The organism is Synechococcus sp. CBW1006 (assembly GCF_015840525.1).
GTDB lineage: Bacteria > Cyanobacteriota > Cyanobacteriia > PCC-6307 > Cyanobiaceae > CBW1002.
The window spans coordinates 696,868-719,080 of record NZ_CP060396.1 but is presented as its reverse complement, the minus strand read 5'-3'; the positions used below and the strand labels follow the sequence as shown (position 1 = coordinate 719,080).

26 protein-coding genes, 1 tRNA gene and 1 pseudogene are annotated in these 22,213 nt (G+C 64.9%); 11 read left to right on the top strand and 17 right to left on the bottom strand.

Features of this window, described 5'->3' with window-relative positions; genetic code table 11:
* Positions 1–20: 20 nt before the first annotated feature.
* Genes H8F26_RS03440 through cbiD form a run of 3 tightly spaced genes read right to left on the bottom strand, consistent with a single transcriptional unit; the run spans position 21 to position 3,629 of the window.
* Positions 21–662: a hypothetical protein gene (locus H8F26_RS03440; RefSeq protein WP_370594668.1), complete on the bottom strand. Its 642-nt coding sequence runs from the start codon at positions 660–662 to the stop codon at positions 21–23.
* A 56-nt stretch (positions 663–718) separates the two neighbouring features.
* Positions 719–2,299 (bottom strand): glutamine-hydrolyzing GMP synthase, encoded by a 1,581-nt coding sequence (guaA, locus tag H8F26_RS03435; RefSeq protein ID WP_197157479.1) that lies wholly within the window; start codon positions 2,297–2,299, stop codon positions 719–721.
* Positions 2,300–2,333: 34 nt separating this feature from the next.
* On the bottom strand, positions 2,334–3,629 hold the full coding sequence (cbiD, locus tag H8F26_RS03430) for a cobalt-precorrin-5B (C(1))-methyltransferase CbiD (protein WP_197157477.1): 1,296 nt from the start codon (positions 3,627–3,629) through the stop codon (positions 2,334–2,336).
* A gap of 74 nt (positions 3,630–3,703) precedes the next feature.
* On the opposite strand from cbiD, the gene H8F26_RS03425 reads away from it, so the two are divergent.
* The 3 genes from H8F26_RS03425 (at position 3,704) to H8F26_RS03415 (ending at position 5,493) form a co-directional block, all read left to right on the top strand.
* Entirely contained in the window at positions 3,704–4,855 is a 1,152-nt protein-coding gene (locus tag H8F26_RS03425) for an alanine--glyoxylate aminotransferase family protein (protein WP_197158947.1), read from the top strand.
* A 68-nt stretch (positions 4,856–4,923) separates the two neighbouring features.
* Positions 4,924–5,358: a hypothetical protein gene (locus tag H8F26_RS03420; protein ID WP_197157475.1), complete on the top strand. Its 435-nt coding sequence runs from the start codon at positions 4,924–4,926 to the stop codon at positions 5,356–5,358.
* 63 nt (positions 5,359–5,421) lie between these two features.
* A tRNA-Gly gene (locus H8F26_RS03415) sits at positions 5,422–5,493 on the top strand.
* A 223-nt stretch (positions 5,494–5,716) separates the two neighbouring features.
* Here H8F26_RS03415 and H8F26_RS03410 read toward each other — a convergent pair.
* The 4 genes from H8F26_RS03410 to H8F26_RS03395 all read right to left on the bottom strand — a co-directional run bounded on the left by H8F26_RS03410 (position 5,717) and on the right by H8F26_RS03395 (position 6,995).
* A complete protein-coding gene (locus tag H8F26_RS03410) occupies positions 5,717–5,899 on the bottom strand; it encodes a hypothetical protein (protein ID WP_197157473.1) in 183 nt (60 codons plus the stop codon).
* A 35-nt stretch (positions 5,900–5,934) separates the two neighbouring features.
* Entirely contained in the window at positions 5,935–6,162 is a 228-nt protein-coding gene (locus H8F26_RS03405) for a hypothetical protein (protein WP_231605439.1), read from the bottom strand.
* Between the two features lie 77 nt (positions 6,163–6,239).
* On the bottom strand, positions 6,240–6,533 hold the full coding sequence (locus H8F26_RS03400; RefSeq protein WP_197157469.1) for a hypothetical protein: 294 nt from the start codon (positions 6,531–6,533) through the stop codon (positions 6,240–6,242).
* A 30-nt stretch (positions 6,534–6,563) separates the two neighbouring features.
* Positions 6,564–6,995, bottom strand: a complete 432-nt coding sequence (locus H8F26_RS03395; protein ID WP_197157467.1) for a cupin domain-containing protein — start codon at positions 6,993–6,995, stop codon at positions 6,564–6,566.
* Between the two features lie 168 nt (positions 6,996–7,163).
* Here H8F26_RS03395 and H8F26_RS03390 point away from each other — a divergent pair, with 168 nt between their 5' ends.
* On the top strand, positions 7,164–8,471 hold the full coding sequence (locus tag H8F26_RS03390) for a hypothetical protein (protein ID WP_197157465.1): 1,308 nt from the start codon (positions 7,164–7,166) through the stop codon (positions 8,469–8,471).
* A 20-nt stretch (positions 8,472–8,491) separates the two neighbouring features.
* On the opposite strand, the gene H8F26_RS03385 is transcribed toward H8F26_RS03390, so the two are convergent.
* The 5 genes from H8F26_RS03385 to H8F26_RS19195 all read right to left on the bottom strand — a co-directional run bounded on the left by H8F26_RS03385 (position 8,492) and on the right by H8F26_RS19195 (position 12,877).
* A complete protein-coding gene (locus H8F26_RS03385) occupies positions 8,492–9,592 on the bottom strand; it encodes a Gfo/Idh/MocA family protein (RefSeq protein ID WP_197157463.1) in 1,101 nt (366 codons plus the stop codon).
* Positions 9,593–9,612: 20 nt separating this feature from the next.
* On the bottom strand, positions 9,613–10,092 hold the full coding sequence (locus H8F26_RS03380; RefSeq protein WP_197157461.1) for a cupin domain-containing protein: 480 nt from the start codon (positions 10,090–10,092) through the stop codon (positions 9,613–9,615).
* A 110-nt stretch (positions 10,093–10,202) separates the two neighbouring features.
* Positions 10,203–12,005 (bottom strand): NAD(P)/FAD-dependent oxidoreductase, encoded by a 1,803-nt coding sequence (locus tag H8F26_RS03375; RefSeq protein ID WP_197157459.1) that lies wholly within the window; start codon positions 12,003–12,005, stop codon positions 10,203–10,205.
* 349 nt (positions 12,006–12,354) lie between these two features.
* On the bottom strand, positions 12,355–12,723 hold the full coding sequence (locus tag H8F26_RS03370; protein WP_231598168.1) for a secondary thiamine-phosphate synthase enzyme YjbQ: 369 nt from the start codon (positions 12,721–12,723) through the stop codon (positions 12,355–12,357).
* Positions 12,701–12,877: a hypothetical protein gene (locus H8F26_RS19195; RefSeq protein WP_231598167.1), complete on the bottom strand. Its 177-nt coding sequence runs from the start codon at positions 12,875–12,877 to the stop codon at positions 12,701–12,703. Before H8F26_RS19195 ends, H8F26_RS03370 begins: the two co-directional genes overlap by 23 nt.
* A gap of 38 nt (positions 12,878–12,915) precedes the next feature.
* On the opposite strand from H8F26_RS19195, the pseudogene H8F26_RS20060 reads away from it, so the two are divergent.
* The 6 genes and pseudogenes from H8F26_RS20060 to H8F26_RS03345 form a co-directional block, all read left to right on the top strand.
* Positions 12,916–13,335 (top strand): annotated as a pseudogene (locus H8F26_RS20060) (galactokinase family protein); the annotation flags it as partial.
* Positions 13,271–13,954 carry a hypothetical protein gene (locus tag H8F26_RS20055; protein ID WP_370594731.1) on the top strand — a complete coding sequence of 228 codons (684 nt, stop codon included), beginning with the start codon at positions 13,271–13,273 and terminating at the stop codon, positions 13,952–13,954. The pseudogene H8F26_RS20060 and the gene H8F26_RS20055, both read left to right, overlap by 65 nt.
* Positions 13,955–14,555: 601 nt before the next feature.
* On the top strand, positions 14,556–16,046 hold the full coding sequence (locus tag H8F26_RS03360; protein WP_197153750.1) for an IS66 family transposase: 1,491 nt from the start codon (positions 14,556–14,558) through the stop codon (positions 16,044–16,046).
* Between the two features lie 215 nt (positions 16,047–16,261).
* The gene (locus H8F26_RS03355; protein ID WP_197157455.1) at positions 16,262–16,879 is read left to right on the top strand and encodes a hypothetical protein; all 618 of its coding nucleotides are present in this window, start codon (positions 16,262–16,264) and stop codon (positions 16,877–16,879) included.
* Positions 16,880–16,937: 58 nt separating this feature from the next.
* A complete protein-coding gene (locus H8F26_RS03350; RefSeq protein ID WP_197157453.1) occupies positions 16,938–17,228 on the top strand; it encodes a hypothetical protein in 291 nt (96 codons plus the stop codon).
* Positions 17,229–17,344: 116 nt separating this feature from the next.
* On the top strand, positions 17,345–17,599 hold the full coding sequence (locus H8F26_RS03345; protein ID WP_197157451.1) for a type II toxin-antitoxin system Phd/YefM family antitoxin: 255 nt from the start codon (positions 17,345–17,347) through the stop codon (positions 17,597–17,599).
* A gap of 40 nt (positions 17,600–17,639) precedes the next feature.
* On the opposite strand, the gene H8F26_RS03340 is transcribed toward H8F26_RS03345, so the two are convergent.
* The 5 genes from H8F26_RS03340 to H8F26_RS03315 form a co-directional block, all read right to left on the bottom strand.
* Positions 17,640–18,062, bottom strand: coding sequence for a type II toxin-antitoxin system VapC family toxin (locus tag H8F26_RS03340; RefSeq protein WP_197157450.1), 423 nt, complete (start codon positions 18,060–18,062; stop codon positions 17,640–17,642).
* 13 nt (positions 18,063–18,075) lie between these two features.
* Entirely contained in the window at positions 18,076–18,372 is a 297-nt protein-coding gene (locus H8F26_RS03335) for an AbrB/MazE/SpoVT family DNA-binding domain-containing protein (protein WP_197157448.1), read from the bottom strand.
* Positions 18,369–18,707 (bottom strand): type II toxin-antitoxin system VapC family toxin, encoded by a 339-nt coding sequence (locus tag H8F26_RS03330; RefSeq protein ID WP_197157447.1) that lies wholly within the window; start codon positions 18,705–18,707, stop codon positions 18,369–18,371. Before H8F26_RS03330 ends, H8F26_RS03335 begins: the two co-directional genes overlap by 4 nt.
* A 671-nt stretch (positions 18,708–19,378) precedes the next feature.
* Positions 19,379–20,170 carry an SDR family oxidoreductase gene (locus H8F26_RS03320; RefSeq protein ID WP_197166680.1) on the bottom strand — a complete coding sequence of 264 codons (792 nt, stop codon included), beginning with the start codon at positions 20,168–20,170 and terminating at the stop codon, positions 19,379–19,381.
* A gap of 164 nt (positions 20,171–20,334) precedes the next feature.
* On the bottom strand, positions 20,335–21,084 hold the full coding sequence (locus tag H8F26_RS03315; RefSeq protein ID WP_197157443.1) for a hypothetical protein: 750 nt from the start codon (positions 21,082–21,084) through the stop codon (positions 20,335–20,337).
* A gap of 323 nt (positions 21,085–21,407) precedes the next feature.
* Between H8F26_RS03315 and H8F26_RS03310 the strand changes: the two genes are divergently transcribed.
* Positions 21,408–22,208: a hypothetical protein gene (locus H8F26_RS03310; protein WP_197157441.1), complete on the top strand. Its 801-nt coding sequence runs from the start codon at positions 21,408–21,410 to the stop codon at positions 22,206–22,208.
* The last annotated feature ends 5 nt before the right edge of the window (positions 22,209–22,213 follow it).

Sequence of the window (22,213 nt, the reverse complement as noted above, 5' to 3'; positions counted from 1 at the left end):
TCCGCTATGGGGGCATCAGCTCAGGGCGTGGGCCGTTGCACGCCTGGAGTCACGACCACCTGCCGGCAGCTCTGCTGACTGCCCCACCACCAGCCGGCACCCACGGCCAGCACGAGCAAGGCCATCAGGGGCACCAAGGCCTGACGCGTGGTATCCAGCACAATCCATTCACTCCAGCCCCGCCAGAAGCGTTCGCGATCGAAACGGCGACGCTCCTTCTGCTCGGCCTGCTCGCGGCGACGCAGGGCCTTCTCGACCCAGCGCTCGAAACTGCGCTTCTTGGTGACGGCCATCTTGCGCTCGACCTCGAGCAGGTGGCCGGAGCCGAGCTCGGGGTTGAACGTGGTGATCAACTCCATGGTCTTGAGAAACATCTCCACCGCCCCTTCCTTGATCCTGACCTCGGCCGGATCGAGCAGGTCCCAGTCGAGCTCGGGATAGAAGCGGCTGCGGTTGACCCGGATCTGCTCCTCGGGAAGCTGGCCGGGCTGCCGCAGCCAGCGGTCGGTGTTGGCGTCGAATCGGCGCCAGTACAGGAAAGGGTTGAGGTAGACCACCTTGCCGGCCAGCAGGATGCTGTCCTGCTGCAGCCGCCGCTGGGTCTGGGAATCCGGCTCGGCAGCGGCGCCTGCAGCGGTCACACCGGAGCTGGTGACGGTCAAGGGAAATCAGCCGGGGCCCGATGCTATCGGAGCTCCCCCGCGGCGACCAGTCACCCCTATTCCCATTCGATCGTGCCGGGGGGCTTGCTGGTGATGTCGAGCACCACCCGGTTGACTCCCTTGACTTCGTTGACGATGCGGTTGGAGATGGTTTCGAGCAGGTCGTAGGGCAGGCGCGACCAGTCGGCGGTCATGCCATCTTCCGAGGAGACGCAGCGCACGACCACCGGGAAGGCATAGGTGCGCTTATCGCCCATCACGCCGACACTGCGCACCGGCAACAGCACCGCGAACGCCTGCCAGATGTCGTGGTAGAGGCCGGCATTGCTGACTTCCTCCCGCACGACGAGATCCGCATCGCGGAGGATGTTCAGCTTCTCGGCGGTCACCTCGCCGAGGATGCGGATCGCCAGGCCAGGTCCAGGGAAGGGGTGACGGCGCACGATCTCTTCAGGCAGGCCGAGGCTGCGACCCACCTTGCGCACTTCATCCTTGAACAGCCGGCGCAGGGGCTCCACCAGCTTGAACTGCAGATCCTTGGGCAGGCCACCGACGTTGTGGTGGCTCTTGATCTTCACGGCGACCCGTTCGCCGGTCTTGGGGTCGACGTTGGTGCCGGCACTTTCGATCACGTCGGGGTAAAGAGTGCCCTGGGCGAGGTAGTCAAAGGGGCCGAGGCGCTTGCTTTCCTCTTCGAAGACCCGGATGAATTCAGCACCGATGATCTTGCGTTTCTGCTCCGGATCGGTGATGCCGGCCAGCTTGTTGATGAAGCGTTCGCGGGCATTGATGTATTCGACATTGATGTGGAACTGCCGATCGAAGAACTCCACCAGGAACTCAGGCTCGCCCTTGCGCATGAAGCCCTGGTCGATGAACATGCAGGTGAGCTGATCACCGATCGCCCGGTGCAGCAGAAACGCCAGGGTGGAGGAATCAACCCCGCCCGAGAGGGCCAGCAGCACCCGCTTGTCGCCAACCTGGGCGCGGACATCGGCGATGGCTTCGTCGATGAAGGCGGCGGTGGTCCAGTCGGGCTCGCAGCCGCAGATGTGATACACGAAGTTGCGGATCATCGCCATGCCGCAGGTGGAATGCACCACCTCGGGATGGAACTGCACGCCGTACAGGTGCCGTTGGTGATTGGCGATCGCCGCTTCCGGCGTGTTGTCGGTATGGGCCAGGCGCACGAAGCCTGCGGGGAGGCGCTCCACCGAATCGCCATGGCTCATCCACATGGTGGAGCCCTGGTCCACGTTGGTGAGCAGGTCGGTGGGATCGTCCACCTGCAGCGGCGCCTTGCCGTATTCGGCCCGGCCAGCCGCCACGACGGCGCCACCGAGCTGCTGCACCATCAACTGCATGCCGTAGCAGACGCCCAGCACCGGAATGCCGAGATCCCAGATGGCGGGGTCGCACACCGGCGCCCCCTCTTCGTAGACCGAACTGGGGCCACCGCTGAGGATGATGCCCTTCGGAGCCATGGCGCGCAGCTCCTCGGCGCTGGTGGCATAGCCGAGCACGAGGGAGAACACCTCCGTCTCCCGGATCCGGCGGGCGATCAGCTCCGAATACTGGGAGCCGAAATCGAGGATCACGATCGCCGGATAGCGGGACGACTGGGAGGACTCGGACATCGGGGCCTGCGGCCGTTTGAGCATTCGGGCCAGCCTAGGTGTCGCCGCCGTGGGCACCCACCCGTTCCGGCGCCAACGGCGTTGCTCCAGCCCGCGCCCAGTGCATCGCACCCACTGGCCCCGCCGCCACGATCTGCCGCCCCCGATCGAACAGCACGGCCCCCACGGCCATGGAGTGGTGGCCGTAACGGGCCAGGTAGGCGCAGCTGCGCTGCTCCACCGTGGCGGCGATCCGCCGCCGCAGCCGGCCGGCCACGCCTGGATCCACCGCCATCAGCTCGACCAGGGCCGCCTCCACGGTGGGCGCGGCGTGGAGTGCCTCCAACTGAGGCCCTGGCAGCCCCTCCAGGGCCGCCAGGGCCGTGAGCACCTCAGCGCGTCCATCGGCCAGGTGGTGGTGGGTGTGGAAGATGCCGCCGGCCAGTTTGATCAGCTTGCCCTGGTAGCCGAACAGCAGCAGCCGCTGCGCACCCCCCTCTGCCGCAGCCACCAGCAGGGGGCCGAGCCAGTTGCCGGCCTTGATCACCTGGGCCGCGGGAAGACCCAGCCGGACGGCCAGATCCAGTCCGTTCTCGCCGATCACCAGCACGAGATCGCCGCCGCAATCAGGCGCTGCCAGGCGCTCCGCCAGTTCGGCCAGGGCCTGCTCGAGCCGATCGGGGGCGGCACTGCGCTGCACCTGGGCCTGGGTGCCGATCAAGGCGAGACCGTCCACCACCCCGAAGGCGGCGTTGCTGGTGCGCTCGGCCAGGCGCCGGCCCTCCGGCAGCACCACCTTCAGCCACAGCCCCTGCCCCTCGGGCACCAGGGGCCGCAGGGTGCGCTCGAGCAGGCCCTGGGCATAGGCCGACAGACAGAGGCGGCCACTGACCTGTTCCACCCCGGCCCCCTCACCCGCCTCCAGCCGCAACCAGTGGGGGTCGGGGGCCGTTGCGCTCGGATCAGCAGAGGCGACAGACCCTGGCTCCCACCAGCGCAGCAGGGCCCAGACGGCCAGACCACGGGTGAGATCCAGCACCTCCTCGCCGGGGTCGCAGCGGCTGATGCCCAGGGCCCAGCCATCGGCCAGCAGGGCTGCCGACTCCACGGGAATTGCCGTGGCCACGGCGACCTGATCGGGTTCCTCGAGCAGAAGCGGCTGATGAGGGCAGAACGTCTCCTCCCTCAGGGCCACCAGAGCTGCCCTGGCGGCGGCAGCAAGCCACACCGGCAGCGTGTAACCCGTGGCGGTGCCTGCAGGGCCGGCTGCATCGGCGTCAGCTGGTCTGGGAGCTGTGAAGCCAGTAGCGGTGAAGCCAGTGGCGGTGAAGCCGGCGGCCGAGGGGAGCATGGCCCTGGGAGAACGTTTTTTTACAGTGATTGATTGCGCCGCTGTCGCGTCGCGCCGCGTTTCGCCCCAGCCCCATGCAGGACAAGCTCACTCTGATGATCCCCGGCCCCACCCCGGTGCCGGAAACCGTCCTGCTGGCGATGAGTCGCCATCCGATCGGGCATCGCAGCGCCGACTTCCAGAAGATCGTCAAGCGCACCACCGAGCAGCTGAAGTGGCTCCATCAGACCAGCGGCGACGTGCTGGTGATGAGCGGCAGCGGCACCGCCGCCATGGAGGCCGGCATCATCAACGTGCTCAGCCGGGGCGACAAGGTGCTCTGCGGCGACAACGGCAAGTTCGGCGAACGCTGGGTGAAGTTGTCCAGGGCCTTTGGCCTTGAGGTGCAGGTGATCAAGGCCGAGTGGGGCCAGCCCCTGGATCCGGAGGCGTTCCGTGCCGCCCTGGAGGCCGACACCGCCAAGGAGATCCGGGCCGTGATCCTCACCCACTCCGAAACCTCCACCGGGGTGATCAACGACCTGCAGACCATCGCCGGCCACGTGCGTGCCCACGGCACCGCCCTCACCATCGCCGACTGCGTCACCAGCCTGGGCGCCTGCGATGTGCCCATGGACGCCTGGGGCCTGGACGTGGTGGGCTCCGGTTCCCAGAAGGGCTACATGATGCCTCCGGGCCTGGCCTTCGTGGGCATGAGCGATCGCGCCTGGACGGCCTACGAGCGCTCCGATCTGCCGAAGTTCTACCTGGATCTGGGCAAGTACCGCAAAGCGGCCCATGCCGACAGCAATCCCTTCACCCCGCCGGTGAATCTCTACTTCGCCCTCGAGGCAGCCCTCGAGATGATGCAGGCAGAGGGCCTGGAGGCCATCTTCGCCCGCCATGCCCGCCACCGCGCCGCCGCCCAGGCCGGCATGACGGCCATGGGCCTGCCGCTCTATGCCGCCGCCGGCCATGGCAGCCCCGCCATCACCGCCGTGGCTCCGGAGGGGGTCGACGCCGAGGTGCTGCGCAAGGCCGTGAAGGAGCGTTTCGACATCCTGCTGGCCGGCGGCCAGGACCACCTCAAGGGCAAAGTGTTCCGCATCGGCCACCTCGGCTTCGTGTGTGATCGCGACGTGCTCACGGCCGTGGCGGCCATCGAGGCGACCCTGCAGGGCCTGGGGCTGCACAAGGGCACCCCTGGGGCAGGGATGGCGGCCACGGCGGCGGCCCTGGCCGGCTGACGGGGTGCATCAGGGCGGTGGGTCCCCGGGAGGGGTCCACCTACCGTTGAGGGCCATGCGTGTTCGCGATGCGTCGCACAATGCTGGCCCTTGGGGCCGTTCTCAGCCTGGCTCTGGCCGCCTGCCAGAAGCAGGACACAGCCAAGATGGAGCAGAAGACCGAAGGGGAGATCTGCACCCAGCTGGCAGCGGTCGGTGCGGCCCTTGAGAAGACGGCGGCCCTCACCCCCCAGTCGACCGTCGGCGAGGCCGAAGCAGCCAACAAGGAACTCGGCGGCTCCCTCAAGGCCCTGGCTGACGAAGAGAAGAAGCTCCAGGAACTCCGCCTGCAGGACTTCCGCAAGCAGGTGAAGACCTTCAAGAAAGATGTGGCCACGGTGGCCAACAGCAAGAAGCTCACCCTGGAGGAAGCCGCCGGCCAGCTGAAAGGCAAGGCCCAGCCCCTGCTTGCCGCCCACAAGCAACTTACCGCCGAGGTGAACTGCAGCCCCGCCAAGCCCTGAGGCTGCAACAGCAAGCCGGGCGCCCAGAGCCAATCGATGCACGGCTTGCTAGGATTTACTCGTGCGGGTGTAATTCAGTGGTAGAATGTCAGCTTCCCAAGCTGAACGTCGCCGGTTCGAGTCCGGTCACCCGCTTCTGGTCCAGGCCTGAGATTTGCTGACCCGCCGACGATCATCTTGCTTGGTATTGGCTGGCAGCATGCCAGATCTTGACTGCGGATGACATGGGATGCCCGCCATTGGCGAAACCTTCTCACAGGGTTTCTCACCGCTGGGTCATTTCATGGCCTGATCGACCGTCCTTGATCGGTCAGAATCGCAGCAGTGGGTCGACCGAACCCGAGGTCTGGTAAGCGACCTAAGTTGAGGTAACGCTCTCCGCGTAGCGGTTGGCCCCCGGCATGCCCCAGACCATGTCGGAGATGATTAACCCCTCGAGCGGCTGCTGGTGCTGCTGCTTATGTTCGATGGCCAGGATGCCGACCCAGGAGTGGCTGAGCAGGAGGAAGTTGCTTGCATCGAGGGCAAGGGCCTGGCGCACCTGCTCCACACCTCATCAACGAAGCGCTCGCTCTTTCAGAGATCGGGATGGTTGAGGTGGGTGCTGTGATGCGAACCCAGCTGGTCGTAGCAATGGAGCTCAATGCCCGCCTGAGGCAGAACACTGTCGAACACCTCGAAAGTCTCACAGGTGCAGCCCGGTCCGCCATCGAGCAGCAACAGCTTGATGGTGGGACTGGTGCCGCTGCGCCGCATCCACACCTCAAAGGTGCCGGGGGCGGTGCACACCGGAATCCGGAGCACGCCAGCAGGACTCGGATCGGCATCAAAAGCCATGGACACTCCCGGGGATAGGCAGTGGTTCGGGAAAAGTCTGCGCCTCAACCCTCGAGGCGGAAACCGGCGGGATCCGGCAGGGCTTGCCAGGCCTCGATCTCCAGGGCGTAGGCGGCATGACGCTGGATCGCATCGTCCATGAGCAGCGCCGCCCGGATCAGCATCTCCGGGTTCAAGGAGAAGCCATGCATCGCCAGGCCGGCGGTGATGCTGTGCAGCGCCGCCAGCTGCAGGTCATGGCGTGCCTCGCTGAGCGGATAGTCGCGCACGCCACGCTGCACCAGCTCCCGGTGCCAGGCGAGAAGCAGCTCCTCGTGGTGGCTGCCCAGCCGCTGCACCTAGGGGGGCGGTTTGGCGTTCACGAATGCTCAGGTAGGCCGTGCCTGCTGGCCGTGGCGAATGGCCACGGCCCGATACTCCGACTTGGGGGCATCGGCTCGCAAGGTCGCCAGGTCCCGGTACATGGCCGCAGCCTGCCTGCCAGAGGTGAACGAAAGGAATTCTCCTTCCACCTCGAAGCGCCACCAGTGCCGCTCACCCCCCGGCACATGCAGAAGCGTGCCTGCTTCGATCGGCTGCTCCTGATGCCCCAGGCCGAACACCACCGGCCCCCTGATGACGAAGAACGTTTCATCCCAGGGATGGCAATGGGGTGCCGGTCCGGTGCCATTGTTGCCGCTGGTGTAAAAGGCCTCGAACGCCTGGGCCTCGTCTCCCGAAATCAGGGCCTGGATGTCAAATCCTGCAACCCGGTTGGGCGCTGGCCGTTGCGAGGGCGTAACGATGCGCGCACAGGTCATGGTGATCAGCCCTCTGGTCCGTTGAACCTGGTGCAGCCGGCAGCTGCCGTCAAGCGGATCGGCAGAACGACTCAGGGCGGCATCAGCGTGACGGCCTGGCCGTGACGGCGGTCCGAAGGCACTCACTGATTTCTAGGGTTCCTGGCGACGAGCCTGGAGCCTGGGTCAATGACCGAACTGCACGCCCGGCTCAGGGCCTTCCTGCGCCACCGGCGGATTCAGCTGAACGTGGTGGCCTCCAACCCCCGCCAGGGGGGCACGATGCTGCTGATCGCCCTGGGCTGCGCCCACTTGGCCGAAGGACACCAGGCGATCGGCCTGGTGAATGAGCCCGGCAATCTCGGGGTGCTGCCCGGCTGTCGTCACGACCAGGCGGATAATCCGCGCCGCGACGTGGATATGGAGCGGCTGTTGCTGATCACAGCCCAGCTGGCCTGGCTGCAGTGGCGCCTGCGGCAGCAGATGCGCACCGGCGGCTGTGAGGTCGGCTGGATCGAACGGCAGCGCGAACTGGCCCAGCGCCTGTGCCAGCCCAGGATCCATGACGCCGAGGGCCGCTACGACCCCGGCTTCGATACGAGGCTGCTGGCCGATGTGGAAGCTCTGCTGCAGAGCCTGGATGGAGGGGATGGCGGCCACCGGATCCCAGCCACCGAGCAACCGCCCCTGATCCTCACGGTCAAGGAGCACACCTACAACCGCAACGAGGCTGAGTTTCTGCGTCTGCTGACGCTGGTGCAGGAGAGCGGCGGCAGCCTGCTGTTCACCACAAGGCGGCCCAGCGACTGTTTCCACTCGTTTCTGCTGCGCCGCACCGTTCACTTTCTGAGCGCGGCCGGCACCATCACCAACCGGGAGATCGCCGCGGTGGTGAGGAGGCTGCTGCCCGCAGGGCCCGAGGCCGCTGATCCGGGGCCCGCGCTGGAGGATCTGGAGCGCTGGGCAACCGCCGGCTTCAGCAGCAGCGGCGACCGGATCGATCGGCAGCGCCTGCTCGCCTTTGTGGGCAAGGCGCCCGGCGACAGCATCGCTGCGGACGATCTCCAGCAGGCGGGCCAGCGGATCTGGGCGCACGGCCTGGACATCATCCAGATCAGCTACGCCAACACGGAGCGCTACCTGCGGCTTGCCCGCGAACGGCTGCCCGCTTCCACCAATCTGGTGGATTTCGACGCGCTGCTGGAGCAGCCGGATGCCACGCTCAGCGCGCTGGCGCGGACGATCCCCTGGATTCAGGCTTTTCGCAGCCGCGACTGGGATCCCGAATGCCTGAGGAACGTCGTGAACATCCCTGAAGCCTTCGTGCTGCCGGGCAGTGAGATCGAGCGCAACGTGTGGTTCAAGGACACTCTCTGCGCCACGGGCATCCGCCCCCGGACGGATCGGCAAACCGGGCTTGAGCTGCTGCAGGTCCTTGACCCTCAGGCCGCGGCCGACCTGGAGCGCGCCCATCAAGCCGTGCTGGCCCTTGGCTGAGGCCCCCGGCTTCCGGACGCTCAGCGCGGCATCAGGGTGACCGTCTGGCCGGTGCGTACCGACTCCACGATCGCCTCGGCGATGCGCAGACCCTCGATTGCCTGGCTCAGGGAAGCGGTGGCCGAGGGGATGCCCGAGCGGGCTGCGGTCACGAAATCGCGCAGTTCCTCCCGCAGGGCGCCCAGCACCCGGCCCTGCCGCTGGGGCCAGAGCAGCCCGTCGGGGCAGTGCTGCCGCTGCTCGCCCCAGATCTGCAGGGGACCATCCAGCAGGCGCAGCTGAGCGGTGCGGCGCGTTCCCACCACGGCCAGCTCGGCATCGATCGTGCCCTGCCACGTCTCCGTGATCACGTTGGCCGGGGCCTGGGCAGGCACGAACCAGCTGGTTTCCACAATCCCCACGCAGCCGCTGGCGAACTGGATCAGCGCGAAGCAGCCCTCAGGGGAAAGGTGGCTCCCGAAGCGCCGCTCCATCGCCATCACGCGGCTGGCCTGGCTGCCGCTGAACCAGAGCAGCAGGTCGATGTCGTGGATCAAGGTTTCAAACACGGTGTGGGCCCGATCGGCCACACTCTCAAACCAGGCGGCGCTGCAGTTGCGCTTCGCCCGCAGCGACACCAGCTCACCGAAGCCCCCCGTCGCCAGCTGCTCCTGCAGCAGGGCATGCTGCAGCTCGTAGCGCAGGATCAGGCCGGTCTGCAGCAGGCTGCCGGAAGCAGTCGCTGCCTGCCGCAGCTGCTCGGCCTCCTGCCAGGAGGCCGCCAGGGGTTTTTCGATGAACACCGGCCGGCCAGTGGCCACGGCCTGAAGGCCCTGGCTGCTGTGCTGTTCATCGGGGGTGACGATCACGAAGGCATCCAGATCCGGATCAGCGAGGAGCTCTTCGGCTGCGCTGTAGCGCCTGGGCACCCGATGCCGATCGGCCACTTCGCACCGCCGTTCGACGTTGGTATCGGCGATGGCCGCCAGTTGCACCTCTGGGAGAGCAGCCAACACCGCCGCGTGGAGCTGGCCGAAGCGGCCGACACCGAGCAGTCCGACCCGCAAGGGCGCAGAAGCGTCGATCACAGGAAGCCGCGGAGATCCAGCACCATCCATCAGCGCCATGCTCCTGGCATTCACCGGTTGGTGCTCCTGTTGACTCAGGGTGTGGAGACCGGAACGATGTCGACCACCAGAGCCCGGGCTGGGGTGGTGCCCTGATTGCGCCACCAGTGGCTGACGCCGGTGGCTTCGAAGACCGCCTCTCCAGGGCCGATCACCCTGGGGGTAAACCCAGGACCACGCCATTCCGTCATCTGGCCCTCGAGGATGTAGGCGACCCCGGGGCGCTGGTCATGGCGGTGCAGGGTGATGCTGCCTCCCGGGGCAATGGTCAGTTCCCGCAGGCGTAGCTCCCGCCCCTGCAGGGCAGGGAAGTCGTGATCGAGCGGCTGGCCGCCGAGGCGCCTGACCGCCACCCCTATCTGGGCGGTCGGAGCTCCCGTCGCCGGGGCTAGCTGTTCGTGACTTGGAGCCACGACGGGAACCTGCTGGCTGTGGGCCGGAGCGCCGCTGACGACCAGGGCGGCAACGGGCAGAAGCGCGGCGTAGAAGCCGAGCGGGCATGATGGCTGGATCATCGAACCTGCTTCCAGGCAAAGAGCCGCAAGGCCAACTGTTCCGGGACCCGGCAGCCTCGGGACGCAGGTTACGCCGCCGCTGCGGGGGCCATGCCTCCGGGATGCTCTCGTCAGGCCGTATGGAAGCTGGGGGCCAGGCCGTACACCGGCGTGTCGAGGCCGGCCAGGCGCGCCTTGAGCTGCAGGGCCAGATACAGGGAGTAGTGGCGGCACTGGTGCAGGTTGCCGCCGTGGATCCAGAGGTTGTCCACCTGGGTGGGCTTCCACATGTTGCGCAGCTCCCCCTCCCAGGGGCCCGGATCCTTGGGGGTGTCTGAGCCCATCCCCCACACCTTGCCCACCGTGTCGGCCACCTCGGGGGAGATCAGATCCGCCAGGAAGCGGTTCATCGAGCCGTAGCCGGTGGCGTACACCACCAGATCGGCCTGCAGTGCGCTGCCGTCGCTGAGCACCACCGTGTGGGGCGTGAGCCGCTCAATCTGCACGCCGCTGCGCAGCTTGATCCGGCCATCGGCCACCAGTTCCGAGGCGCCCACATCGAGGTAATAGCCCGAGCCCCGCCGCAGGAACTTCATGAATACGCCCGAGTCGTCGGCGCCGAAATCGAGCAGGAAGCCTGCTTTCTCCAGGCGCGCATAGAGATCGGCGTATTCGACGCGCATCGCGTCGTAGATCGGCTTCTGCCACTGGGGCAGCAGCTTGTAGGGAATCGAGGCGATCGTCATGTCCGACTGCTCAGGGGTGATGCCCCGCTCCAGCGCCTGCTCCGAATAGGAACCGGCGAACGCCAGCTTCTCCAGCGCCGGCACCGGCGCGATCAGCGTCGAGCTGCGCTGCAGCATCGTCACCTCCGCGGCCCCCGCTTCCCAGAGGCCGGCGGCGATGTCGTGGGCGGAGTTGTTGGAGCCCACCACCACGCAGCGCTTACCGCGATAGGCATCGGGGCCGGGGTGGGCACTGGAGTGGTGCTGCTCACCGGCGAAGCTCTCCGCCCCCGGCAGCGACGGCATCAGCGGATAGCCCGACACACCCATAGCGAACACCAAGTGGCGGGGGCGAAGCACCACCGGCTGGCCATCGCGCTCGGTGCTCACCTGCCAGCGACCTTCAGCCGGATCGAAGCGGGCACTGCGGACCGGCGAACCACCCCAGACGTTCAGCCCCATCACGCTCACGTAAGCCTCCATCCAGTCGGCCAGCTGATCCTTGGGGGTGTAGAGGGGCCAGCCCTCGGGGAAAGGGAGATAGGGGAAATGGCAGTAGTGAACGGGATCGTGCAGACAGAGGCTCTTGTAACGGCGTCGCCAGTGGTCACCCGGGCGGGGCTGCTTCTCCAGCACCAGGGCCGACACCTCCAGGTGACGGAGACGGGCGGCGAGGCTCAGGCCGGCCTGGCCGCCGCCCACGATCACCACATCCGGTTGCTCCGTCACTCCCAGGGCCTGCCGCTCCCCCTCGCGGCGCTCAGCCCACGACTGCCGCCCGGGATGGACGCCGTGCTGGGCGCCGGCCGGCCGCCGCTCGCGCACCCGCTCCTCGTGGCCCTTCAGTTCATCGAGGGCGGTGAAAAGGGTCCAGGCGCGGCCATCGCGCAGGCGCAAGTGGCCGCTGCAGCGCCCCACCCGCGTTTCGAAACCGAACCAGGCCTCCACCCGGCCGCCGGCCTCGCTGGCCTCGCCCCTGAGCTGGAAGCCATGGGGCGCCACATCCGCCAGGCGGGCCGCCAGCATGGCCGCGATGGCCTCGGGCCCCTCCTCGGTGCGGAGGTTCCAGGTGAACGCCACCAGATCGCGCCAGAAGCATTCCGGGCCAAACAGCGCCACCACGGCCTGGGGGTCGCCACCCGCCAAAGCAGCCGCGAACGAACTCAGCCACGCTTCGGCAGTGGTCGTGGGAGACGGGATCGGCGCCATTGAGAACGGAAGCGGGATGGACCAAGCCTGAACCGCCCCGCTGGTGAGATCGCCCGATGCAACCGTTCCACACAGTGGGGAAGGCGACGGATACCGGCTCCATGCCGCGGATACCCTGGCAGGCCTGAGGCCGGGGATCTGGGCACCATCGCCAGCCGCGCCCGATCGAGCATCGCAGGCTTCGGCATTGGCCCTGAGCCCACTCCCCGCACGGTGGCCACGCCGCCGCCGGGGCCGGAGGAGCAGCTGGTGGCCGAAACCCGACGGATCGAGGCGCTCTTCGCCCGAGAGAAACCCTTGGCAGCGGAGACGAGCATGGCGAAACGCCACCGCCCGGACAACCTGGCGCTCAGCCCCACAGCTGCACCAGTACCTCCCGCTGGCGCGGGCCATCAAGCCCCACCAACAGCACCGCCTGGTAACCCCCCAGCCCCAGCCGACCCGCCACCACCGGCAGGCTGAGGTGGTTGCCCAACAGCAGGGCGATCAGGTGGCTGTGGGCGTTGCGCGGCTCATCCGGGGCGATGTCGGGCCGCAGGTGCAGATCGTTGTGCAGCCAGGGCCGATCGGCCGGAACCAGCTCCAGGAAGAAGCGTTCGATATCGGCCAGCAGCCGCTCCTCGTTCTCGTTCACCACCAGTGCCGCCGAAACCCGACGGGTGGTGGTGTGCTGCCCGGCCGCCACCAGCAGGCCGTCACCCAAATCGGCGCGCTCCACCAAGGGCCTGAAGCGCGGCGGTGATGTCGTGGCAGCGGAACGGGCCGGCGGTGACCAGCTGCAGCCGGTGGGTGAGCAGGGTGGCCATGGGATGTCGCTGGTAGGCGGCATCCTCACCGGGGGAAGGCCGCGGCATCGCCGGCACGACGAGCATGGACCAGGGTTATCACAGAGAAACCGGAGAACCGCACGATGTCGCAGACCGTTCGCGTTCCTGGTCGTGCCTGCCTGCTGGGTGAACACTGCGACTGGTGGGGAGGAGCCAGCCTGACGGTGCCCCTGGAGCAGGGCATCCGGGTGAACGCCAATCCCGCCGAACGCGGCCTGCACCTGAAGACAACGCTTGAGGGCCAGACACTGGAGGGGCACTGGCCCATCGATGGCGGCGTCGATCCCGCAGGAGGTGCCCTGCGGTTCGTACCGGCAGCCGCCGCAGCGCTGCGAGCAAGGCAGATTGCCATCCCTGCCGTGCAGCTCACGGTGGAAGCCGATCTCCCCGCCGGGAGGGGGTTGTCGTCATCGGCGGCGTTCTGTGTGGCCGTGCTGGATGCCCTGGTCCGGCACGCCGGCTGCCGCCTGGAGGGTCGGGAGCTGGCGGCGCTGGCCACCCATGTGGAACGGGATCTGCTCGGCGTGGCCTGTGGCCCCCTCGATCCGATCGCCTGCGTGTCGCGCGAACCGATCCTGCTGCGCTGGGGGAACGACGGAGCCGTGTCGATCACAACGATCCAGCCGGCGCAGACCCTGCATCTGGTTGTGGCCTCTTTTGCAGCACCGCGAAACACAGACGCCATCCTGCAGGCGTTGCAAGACCACGCACGCGGCCAGGCAGCGTCAGACCTGGATCCCCAGGCGGTTGCGGCCGTGCGGGCAGCCTTGGCCACCTTTGCCGCTGAAGCCGAACAAGGAGCGGTGGCCCTGCGTGGCGGCGAGGCCACGGGCCTCGGGCGGGCGATGGATCGCTGTCAGCAGGCCTATGACCACATGGCTGCGCTGCTGCCAGCCCTTGCACGCCCCGGCCCTGGCGCGGGCCGTGCAAGGGTTGAAGGCGGGCGGAGCGCTGGGGGCGAAGTTCAGCGGAGCGGGCGGCGATGGCAGCGTGATCGCCCTCTATCAGGACCCCCACGCAGCCCGAGAGGGGCAGGCGTGGATGGGTGGGCTGGAGGGCGTGCAGGCCTGGATCTGCAGGATCCAACGCCGGCCTGGGGCTCATGCAGCGGCAGCAGGCTGACAAAACCAGCGCGCGCACCATCGGCTGGCTCGATCTCAGCCACCCCGTGCCGCAACGGATGTGGGAGCGACGGCTGCGGGGCCATCGGGCCATGGACTATGCGCAGCTTGCAGATCAGCTATCGATGGCAAGAGCCTGGTCGAAACCTTCTCACAGACCTTCTCACATCCAAGGATGAAGGAGCATGAGACTGACTGCGGCACAGTCAGTTCAGCCCATCAATCGAGAAGCTTCCCAAGCTGAACGTCGCCGGTTCGAATCCGGTCACCCGCTTCTAGTCCAGGCCTTGAAAATCTCCCGAGAAGCCAGTCAGGCACTGGCTTTAGGAATTCCAGCGGCTGACCGCGCCTGACAGGCCGTGCCAGGGTGTAGGCCCAAACATCTCACCAAACGTCTCACATGGCGCCGACCCGTGAATGGGAGGGGACGTTCCGAACCGTGCTCCCCATTCCATGGCAATGCGATCAGGTCGATGAAATTCGGGATGCAGTTGTCTAGTATCCGTTCAGGGGGCGTGACAGCTCGCGGCGAACATCGGCCCTGCTGAACCCTTGACGACAGCTTGATTTCCGGTTGCATCTCAGGTAGAGACCCGCCTGTGATGACCGCACATCCGGCTGGAATTCCAGAAGCCGACTGGCTGGAAACTCCCGCCAGCGTCAGAGCGCTGATCAACGCCCAGCAGCAGGAGATCGAGCTGTTGCGCGGCCAACTCACCTCCTTGGCCACCGAGTTGGCAAACCTGCGTGAGCGGATCGGACGCAGCTCTCGCAACTCATCCAAACCTCCCTCCAGTGATGGTCTGGGTTTTAAGCCGCCAGAACGGCGCAAGGGCAGTGGCCGCAAGCGGGGCGGCCAGCAGGGCCATCCCGGATCCGGACCAGAGCTGCTGTCGATCGAGCGGGTGGATCAGGTGGTGGATCACCACCCTGATGCCTGCCGCCGCTGTGGCACCTTGCTCCAGGGAGAGGATCTCGATCCCCTGCGCCATCAGGTGATCGAGATCCCGCCGATTACCCCGCTGGTGATCGAGCACCGGCTGCATCGCCTGGTCTGCCCCTGCTGTTCCACCAGCACCTGCGCCTCGTTGCCGGCGGATGTGGAGGCCAGTCACTACGGCCCAAGGCTCAGTGCACTGGTGGGCCTGCTGGGCAGTGCCTTTCCGTTGAGTTTCAGCAAGACCCAGGCCCTGCTCCAGCAGCTGGTAGGAGTGGAGATGAGCCGCGGCGCGATTGCACGGGTCCGCCAGCGCTTGAGTGCAGCACTGGAGCAGCCCATGCAGGAGGCCCTTGCTTTTGCCCGCGTGCAGCCGGTGGCCTACGTAGATGAAACTGGCGCCCCCACCGGCAATGCCGACGGCAACAATCCCACTGGAAAGCGGGGCTGGCAGTGGGTCATGGTCACCGCCGTGGTGACGGTATTTGTGCAAGGGCTGAGTCGATCGACGACCGCTGCCATCGAGCTGCTGGGGAACGCCTTTGGCGGGATTGTGGTGAGCGATCGCTTCTCGGCCTACAACCACCTGCCCACCAAGCAGCGCCAGCTGTGCTGGGCGCACCTGATCCGCGACCTGACGGCCATCGCCGAACGCCCGGGCGCCAGCGCTGAATTCGGAGCCCAGCTGCTGGGCCTGCAGCAGCAGCTGTTTGGCCACTGGCACCGCTACAAGGAGGGAAAGATTGACTGGCCCGCCTTGCAGCAAAGCTGCCGGCCGATCCGCCAGACCTTTGAGACCACGCTGCAGCGGGTAGTAGAGCTCGGCTACCAGCGCGGCGAGCGAACGCCTTGGGCCAGCACAGTGCGCACGTGCCAGCAGCTCCAGAAGGTGACAGGTGGGTTGTGGACCTTCCTGGAGAACGAGGGAATAGAGCCCACCAACAACGCCGCAGAACGTGCCCTGCGCCAATCGGTGATTCAGCGCAAGATCAGTCAAGGAGTCCAATCCCGCCAAGGTGCGATCTGCCGGAGCCGCCTGCTCACGGTCACCACTACCCTCAGGCAACAGGGGCGGGATGTCTGGGAGTTCCTGGAGCAGGCCTGGATCGCCCATCACCGCGATGGGGTGATGCCGTCACTGCTGAGCGATCCCTGAAGGCAGAAGAAAGGACAAGGAAGAGTCTCTGATCGCTCAGCGGTGAGCGATCAGGCTTGCATTCGTGCGGTGGGGCGTCCCGACCCCTGAACGCATACGTTGTCTATGTGTTTGATGAATTTCAGAAGGGCGTTGATCCGGATCTCTGCGTAACTCGCATCCACCGGCCGCACCATGCTGGAACCGGTGCGAGATCAGCTGCAGAAGCTCTAGGCTTGTCCACCAGCACTGGTGGTGGCTCAAAGCTCAGCGCTCCTGCCGCAGCCCTCTCGATTGAGGACTGGTCCGAGCTGATCGAAGCCTTTCGCGACTACAAGCTGATCAGCGGTGAGATCAAGGGCTCGACCTGGGAACGGGTCTATCGCCACCACATGAAGCACGTGCTGGGAGCCATGGCGATGCCCGCTCCACCGCAGAACGCCAAGCAGTTGCTTGAGGGGCTGGCAAAGATCTGGGCGGACAAACCGGGAGGCCGCACCCGCCAGATCCAGATGCAATGCACCACTGCCCTGCTGCGCTGGGCCCGTGAGGAGGAGCGGCTGGGCGAGGAATGGGATCCCCCGCAGAATCTTGCGACCTATGTGGGGCGCTCCAGGACCCCACAAGCCATCACAACACCCCTGCAGGTGGAGGACATCCTGGCTCTGGTGGATGCACTCCCTGATCCTCGCTGGCGTTTTGACTTCCAGTTGATGGCGGCCTACGGATTGCGCCCTGAGGAACTGCACCACCTTCAGCTCCGTGATGGCCGCCTCTGGTGCACCTATGAAAAGGTGGCCTCACGCGGCAAGACCAAGCCCCGCACCCCGCGCCCTGAGGCTGCTGCCCTGTGATGACTGGGCTACCCAGTGGCAACTCGCCGAGCAGTACGCCCCCGACCGGCTTCCACCCATGCGAGTGGGCTTCGCAGGAAACGACATCAGGCAGTATCTGCACCGACGCCCTCTCTGGAACAAGCTCCGTCAGGACTACGAGGCCAAGGGCGAGAAACTCGTTCCTTACTCCTGCCGTCACGGCTACGCCCACCGGGCGCACGTGATCTGCGACCTGCCACCCAAGGTCGTGGCCGCGGCGATGGGCCACAGCGTGCAGACCCACCTGGCGGCTTACAGCCGCTGGTGCGGAGATGACGTGGTCGATGACGCCTTCGCCAAGGCGGAGCAGCGTTTTCTGGCGGCATGAGGATCACTGCCTCCGCCTTCTCGAACGCCTGGGCCCAGTCCGGCCCAGCCCCTGAGGGTTGCTCAGGGCCCCATACCGCGATTCAGACTGGACCGAAGAGCTGAGCTGGGTTGTCCATGGCGCATCGCGTGTTGACCGAGATCGCCGTGAGCATCTCGGCGCACAAGAAGAACCCCATGGCCACCGTGGCAGCGGGAGATGGGATGGCCGTGGCTGTGCTCAACCGCAACGAACCAGCGTTCTACTGCGTGCCGGCCAAGACCTACGAGGAACTGATGGACCTGGTGGAAGAGCTGAAGCTGAATCGCCTCGCTGATGCTCGCCTGGCGGATGGGCACGAGCCGGTGCAGGTCAGCCTTGATGCCCTCTGACGTCGGCTTTCCTCTGCAGGCCCTGCCTCGGATTGTTGGCTTACTCCAGTGCCGGCCTCATCCCGAGGGCAGTCGCGGCTTGCTGCATCCGACTATCGAAGCTGGCCAGATGGGTGCAACGGCTGTGCAGCGCCACCGCCAGATGCAAGGCGTCACCCGGGCGCAGGCCGAGCCCCGGATCCTGGAGCAGATCCGCTGCCTGGCGAAAGCGGTCGCGATCGAGGGAGCGAAGTTCCACACCGCCCTGCAGCAGGCGCTCGAACTGCTCCCCAGCGGCCTGGCGTACTTCAGAACTGAGGCCGTGATGGCGCTGCTTGATCCCCAGGGCGCTGTGGGTCTCGGTGATCAGCCAGTCGCTGCTGATCAGGAAGTCGCGGGATTCCGCAAACCAGTCGAGCGCTTGGGCACTGCGTTCTTCCGGGGTCAGCAGAGCCACCACCACGCTGGTGTCGAGATAGATCATCGAGGGCTCAGCGTCACCAGCGTTCACCGCCGCGGCATTCCTCGATCACCGAAGGGGTGAGAGGCATGGTGGCCTGAAGCTGGCGCAGATCAGCGGCCAGGACAGAGCGATCCAGCTTGCGCAGAGGCTCCAGGCTCAGTCGGCCATCAGGGCCAACCACGATCTCGATCTGATCGCCTTCCCGCAGGCCGGCCTGACGCAGGCAATCCGTGGGGAGCCGAACGGCCAGGCTGTTGCCCCAGCGGCGGATCGCCTGCTGGAAGTGCCTACCTGGATCCGGGGAAGAGCCCTGAGGCCCGGAAGAAGTCACAGAATCCCCTCGCTGTAGATACACAACTCTACATCTGGTGGGTGCTTCCGTTGATGCAGTGGCTCATCGCAGAGGCCGGCCCGCCGAGCCACGGCACAGCTGAGCGGCAGATCGACATCCGCCAGACGATGGAGGGCCATGGCGTAATTCTCAACGACGGAACGGGCGTGTTGCAGTTTTCCCAGCCTGCACTTGGTCGCGATCTCCCAGGCGAAGGCGGTGCTGACGACGAGCGTGTTGTCACTGTCCTCCAGGGAGTTGCGCAACTCCAAGGAGAGCTTCTGAGGCTCCAACAGAGCCCAGAGCAGCACATGGGTGTCGAGCAGCAGCTTCATGAGCCCCAGCGCTCCAGCTCGTCGTCGGGCAGGGGGCCCGAGAACGCCTCATCCACGCTTCCCTGCAGGAATCCGAGTTGCCGGCGCGGGCTGGGATCGAGGGGCACCAGCTGGGCGATGGGCTTGCCATGACGGGCCAGAACGATGCGCTCACCGGCCGCGACCCTGGCAGCAAGTGCTCGAGGGACTGGCGAAGATCTGGGCAGACAAACCCGGGGGACGCACCCGCCAGATCCAGAGGCCCAAGGCCAGCAGCAACTGCTCCGGCGTCTCCGAGGGCCATCCCTCGTAGGTATACAACTGGCAGAAGGTGGAAATATGCCGATCAAGGGCTTGATCAGCCAGCATGCAAATCAGCCACAGCGGATGACTGGCCGAGATCCGCCATGCTCGGGGTACCGCGTGTTATCAGGAAGGCCTCCAGCCAGGAGACTGAAGCACCCACTAGAGGCTACTGACAACCTGATTGGCAAGAAGCAAGTGTGAAGCCTCCTACCCGGCATGTGAACACAAAACCTGGGAAAACACAAAGTAGACTCATAACTTCATCAAGCATATCTTGGAAATGATGACAGAAAACCGTCGCCCAACATCGTGACGGCTCCATCGTTAGAGGCACCATGCCATTGGCGAGCCGCACAATTTCCGGGCTCCCGATCAAACCCTTCGGTTCATGGAGCTGCATAGGGAAAGTCTGCTCCCTCAGCCAGCCAAAGCGGCTGATACTCTCTCTCGTAGATGCACCATGGCTGGGCTCGGTTGAACGCTTCTGCTGTGGTCTGAGTCAACACCCAATAGCAGAACTGTGCCGCCACATCACTTGGAATCAGGTTGATGCGGTTGCCTCGAAAGAAGGGAGCGAGGGGGAACTCTTCAGGATCCGGATCGCGCAGGCTAGCCTGCATGCCAGTGTCCACCTCACCAGGAATCAACTCAGCCACCACGATCCCCGGACCCAGATCATGCCGCAGGCTTTCTGTGACTGCATGCAGCGCCTGCTTACTCATGCAGTAGGCACCCAGACCCGGCAAGGTGGACTGCGCTGATCGACTGGACAAGTTGAGAATCCGGCCGCCTGAAGACATCAGAGGCGCAATAGCGGCAGCCAACTGCGCCGGAGCCACGGCCATAAGGCAGAGCGCCCGCAGCAAATCAGACGCGGACTGGCGTACAAGAGCTCCAAGCGGCTCAACAACTCCTGCTCCATTCACAAGAGCCGCCACCGGTCGGCCATCAAGAGCGAGATTCAGCTGCTCTACAGCAGCGCCAAGCCCTGCCTCGTGGCTGAGGTCCACGCCCAGTGGAATGAGATTCTCGGCATCGGCGCAAGGCTGTCGCGAGAGCGCAACCACCCCCCGTCCGGAGCCAAGGAAAAGCTTAACGAGCTCATGACCGATTCCACGGCTGCCGCCGGTCAGCACAACAATTCCCTCCGGTAGCTGCTTGGGATGATTCAAACGCATCACTGCCAGGAATAAAATTGAGTGTATCGGGAATCTGGAGGAACTTAGTGCTCTGTCTCAGCAGGTTGTTCAGCTGACACAGGGGGGGTGAGGCCGCAAGCGCAGCAGAGGCGCCTGATCACACCGGTTAAACAGGGGCCCACAAGAAGTCCATAGAAATTACATCAAGCCAGCGTATTAATTGCCCTGGCCAGAATCACAATAAACACGACAATCATAGCAATGTCATGCGCAATTTGGAGTAGCTTGATTGACCGTCCCACCAGCAGATGCCCCTCTGGAGGCCCAAAGCAATTGCTGCTCAAGATGGCGAAATAGGCGTAGTCCACGAAGCCCGGCTGCCACCGATCCGACTGCGATAGCTCGCGCTCCAGAGTTTCCTCTGGAAACACGATTCCGTAAGGCATGCTGAGTGTCCCTGACTCAGCATGCCGCTGCTCCCAAAGCAGACCGCGACGACGCGGCAGATTATCGACGAACCAGTACCAGAACAGAAAAATGAGGCAGATGCTCAAATAGAGCATCAACGAATCCATCAGCAACGTATAGGAAGACAGATTGACCCGATAGATCGCCAGATTCTCGGAAAGCAGATTAGCAACAGCCATTCCGGAGGCCAACTGCACCATCCGGCCCAGCTGACGCCTGGCAAGAGCAGCTCCCCGGCGCCAGACTGGGAGCACACGCAGCAGCACTAGACCACAGAACGCCAGAAAAAAGGCTGAAAACACCATCAACAGGCTGCGCTGGATGAGCAGCAGCAACCAGTGGCTATTGTCTTGAACCCGCAGCACATGCTCGATGATGCGCAGCCGCAGCCCCAGGTTGAGGACCACCGCCACCAACAGGGAGATCAGATACGGCAAAGATGAATGAAAGCTAGCGCGCACCCGGACATTAAACGCACCCACCATCCGGCACGGACACCGCTGAATGAGTCAAGTCTAGTTGACTGATCGCGATGCGGCCGCGGTAGTGCATGATCTCAGTTGGCTTCTGCTCAGCCGCCCGGATCTCAACGTCTCAGAACGCGTACCTCTCGGGTCGACAGCCAACCGAATGGCGTCGTCGGCGGCTACATGGACTTTGTCGAAGCCGACGCCATACCTACGCAGCTGACAGCAGACGAATTCTCGGCAAGACTTGCCAAGATGAACACCGTAAATTTTAAGATTGCCGCAATGCATATCCTTTAGGCGTTACAACCACAATCCTGTGCTCTCATCAAAGCAAAACAATGTCACCCGCGAAGCAAGTAGATTCACAACTGGATTACGATCCTTCGCAAGAATGTGCCGACATCCTGATAATGACTGGCCTGCATGAAGAGCTAAAGTGGCTCCAGAGAATATTCGGAGTTGAGTTTACACGCCAAGCACGTCACGGGACATCCTACATGGTCTGCGATGTGAAGCGAGCCCTGCGAAAGGTAAGGATTGTTGCACTCCGTCAGCAAGAAAAAGGGCTGACCAGCGCGGCCATCACCGCCACCAAGGCTATGTGCATTTGGAAGCCGAGATTGGCTTTGATGACCGGCATCTGTGCTGGCGTCAGAGGATCCGTGAATCTGGGAGATCTGGTCATAGTCAGCCAATGTTTTGAGCACTCCAGTGGCCAGCTCAGGGATGGGGAACTGATTCCGGTGCAGAATCGCATCTCAACACCGCCATGGGTTCTTGATTTTCTGACGTCGGTCACGGATACTCACGTTCTGCAGGAGCAGATTCCGGTAGACTTTGGCCACCCGATGCCATCTGATTCGAAACCAATCATTCATTATGGTTCGATGGCTTGCGGCCCACAGGTGATCAAAGACAAATCCTATATCGACCAGCTTAAATGCAAGGAGCATTCTCTGCTGGCCATCGACATGGAGTCTTATGGTCTTGCACTCGCCGCCTCGATGTGTAGCACGTATTCACGCTCCATTATTCCACTGGTCGTAAAAGGCGTCTGCGATTTCGCTGATTCAGAAAAAAAGATGACTGGCATGATTATTGCTCTTATGCCAGCGCTGCGTTTGTGCGTGCTTTGCTAGAACAA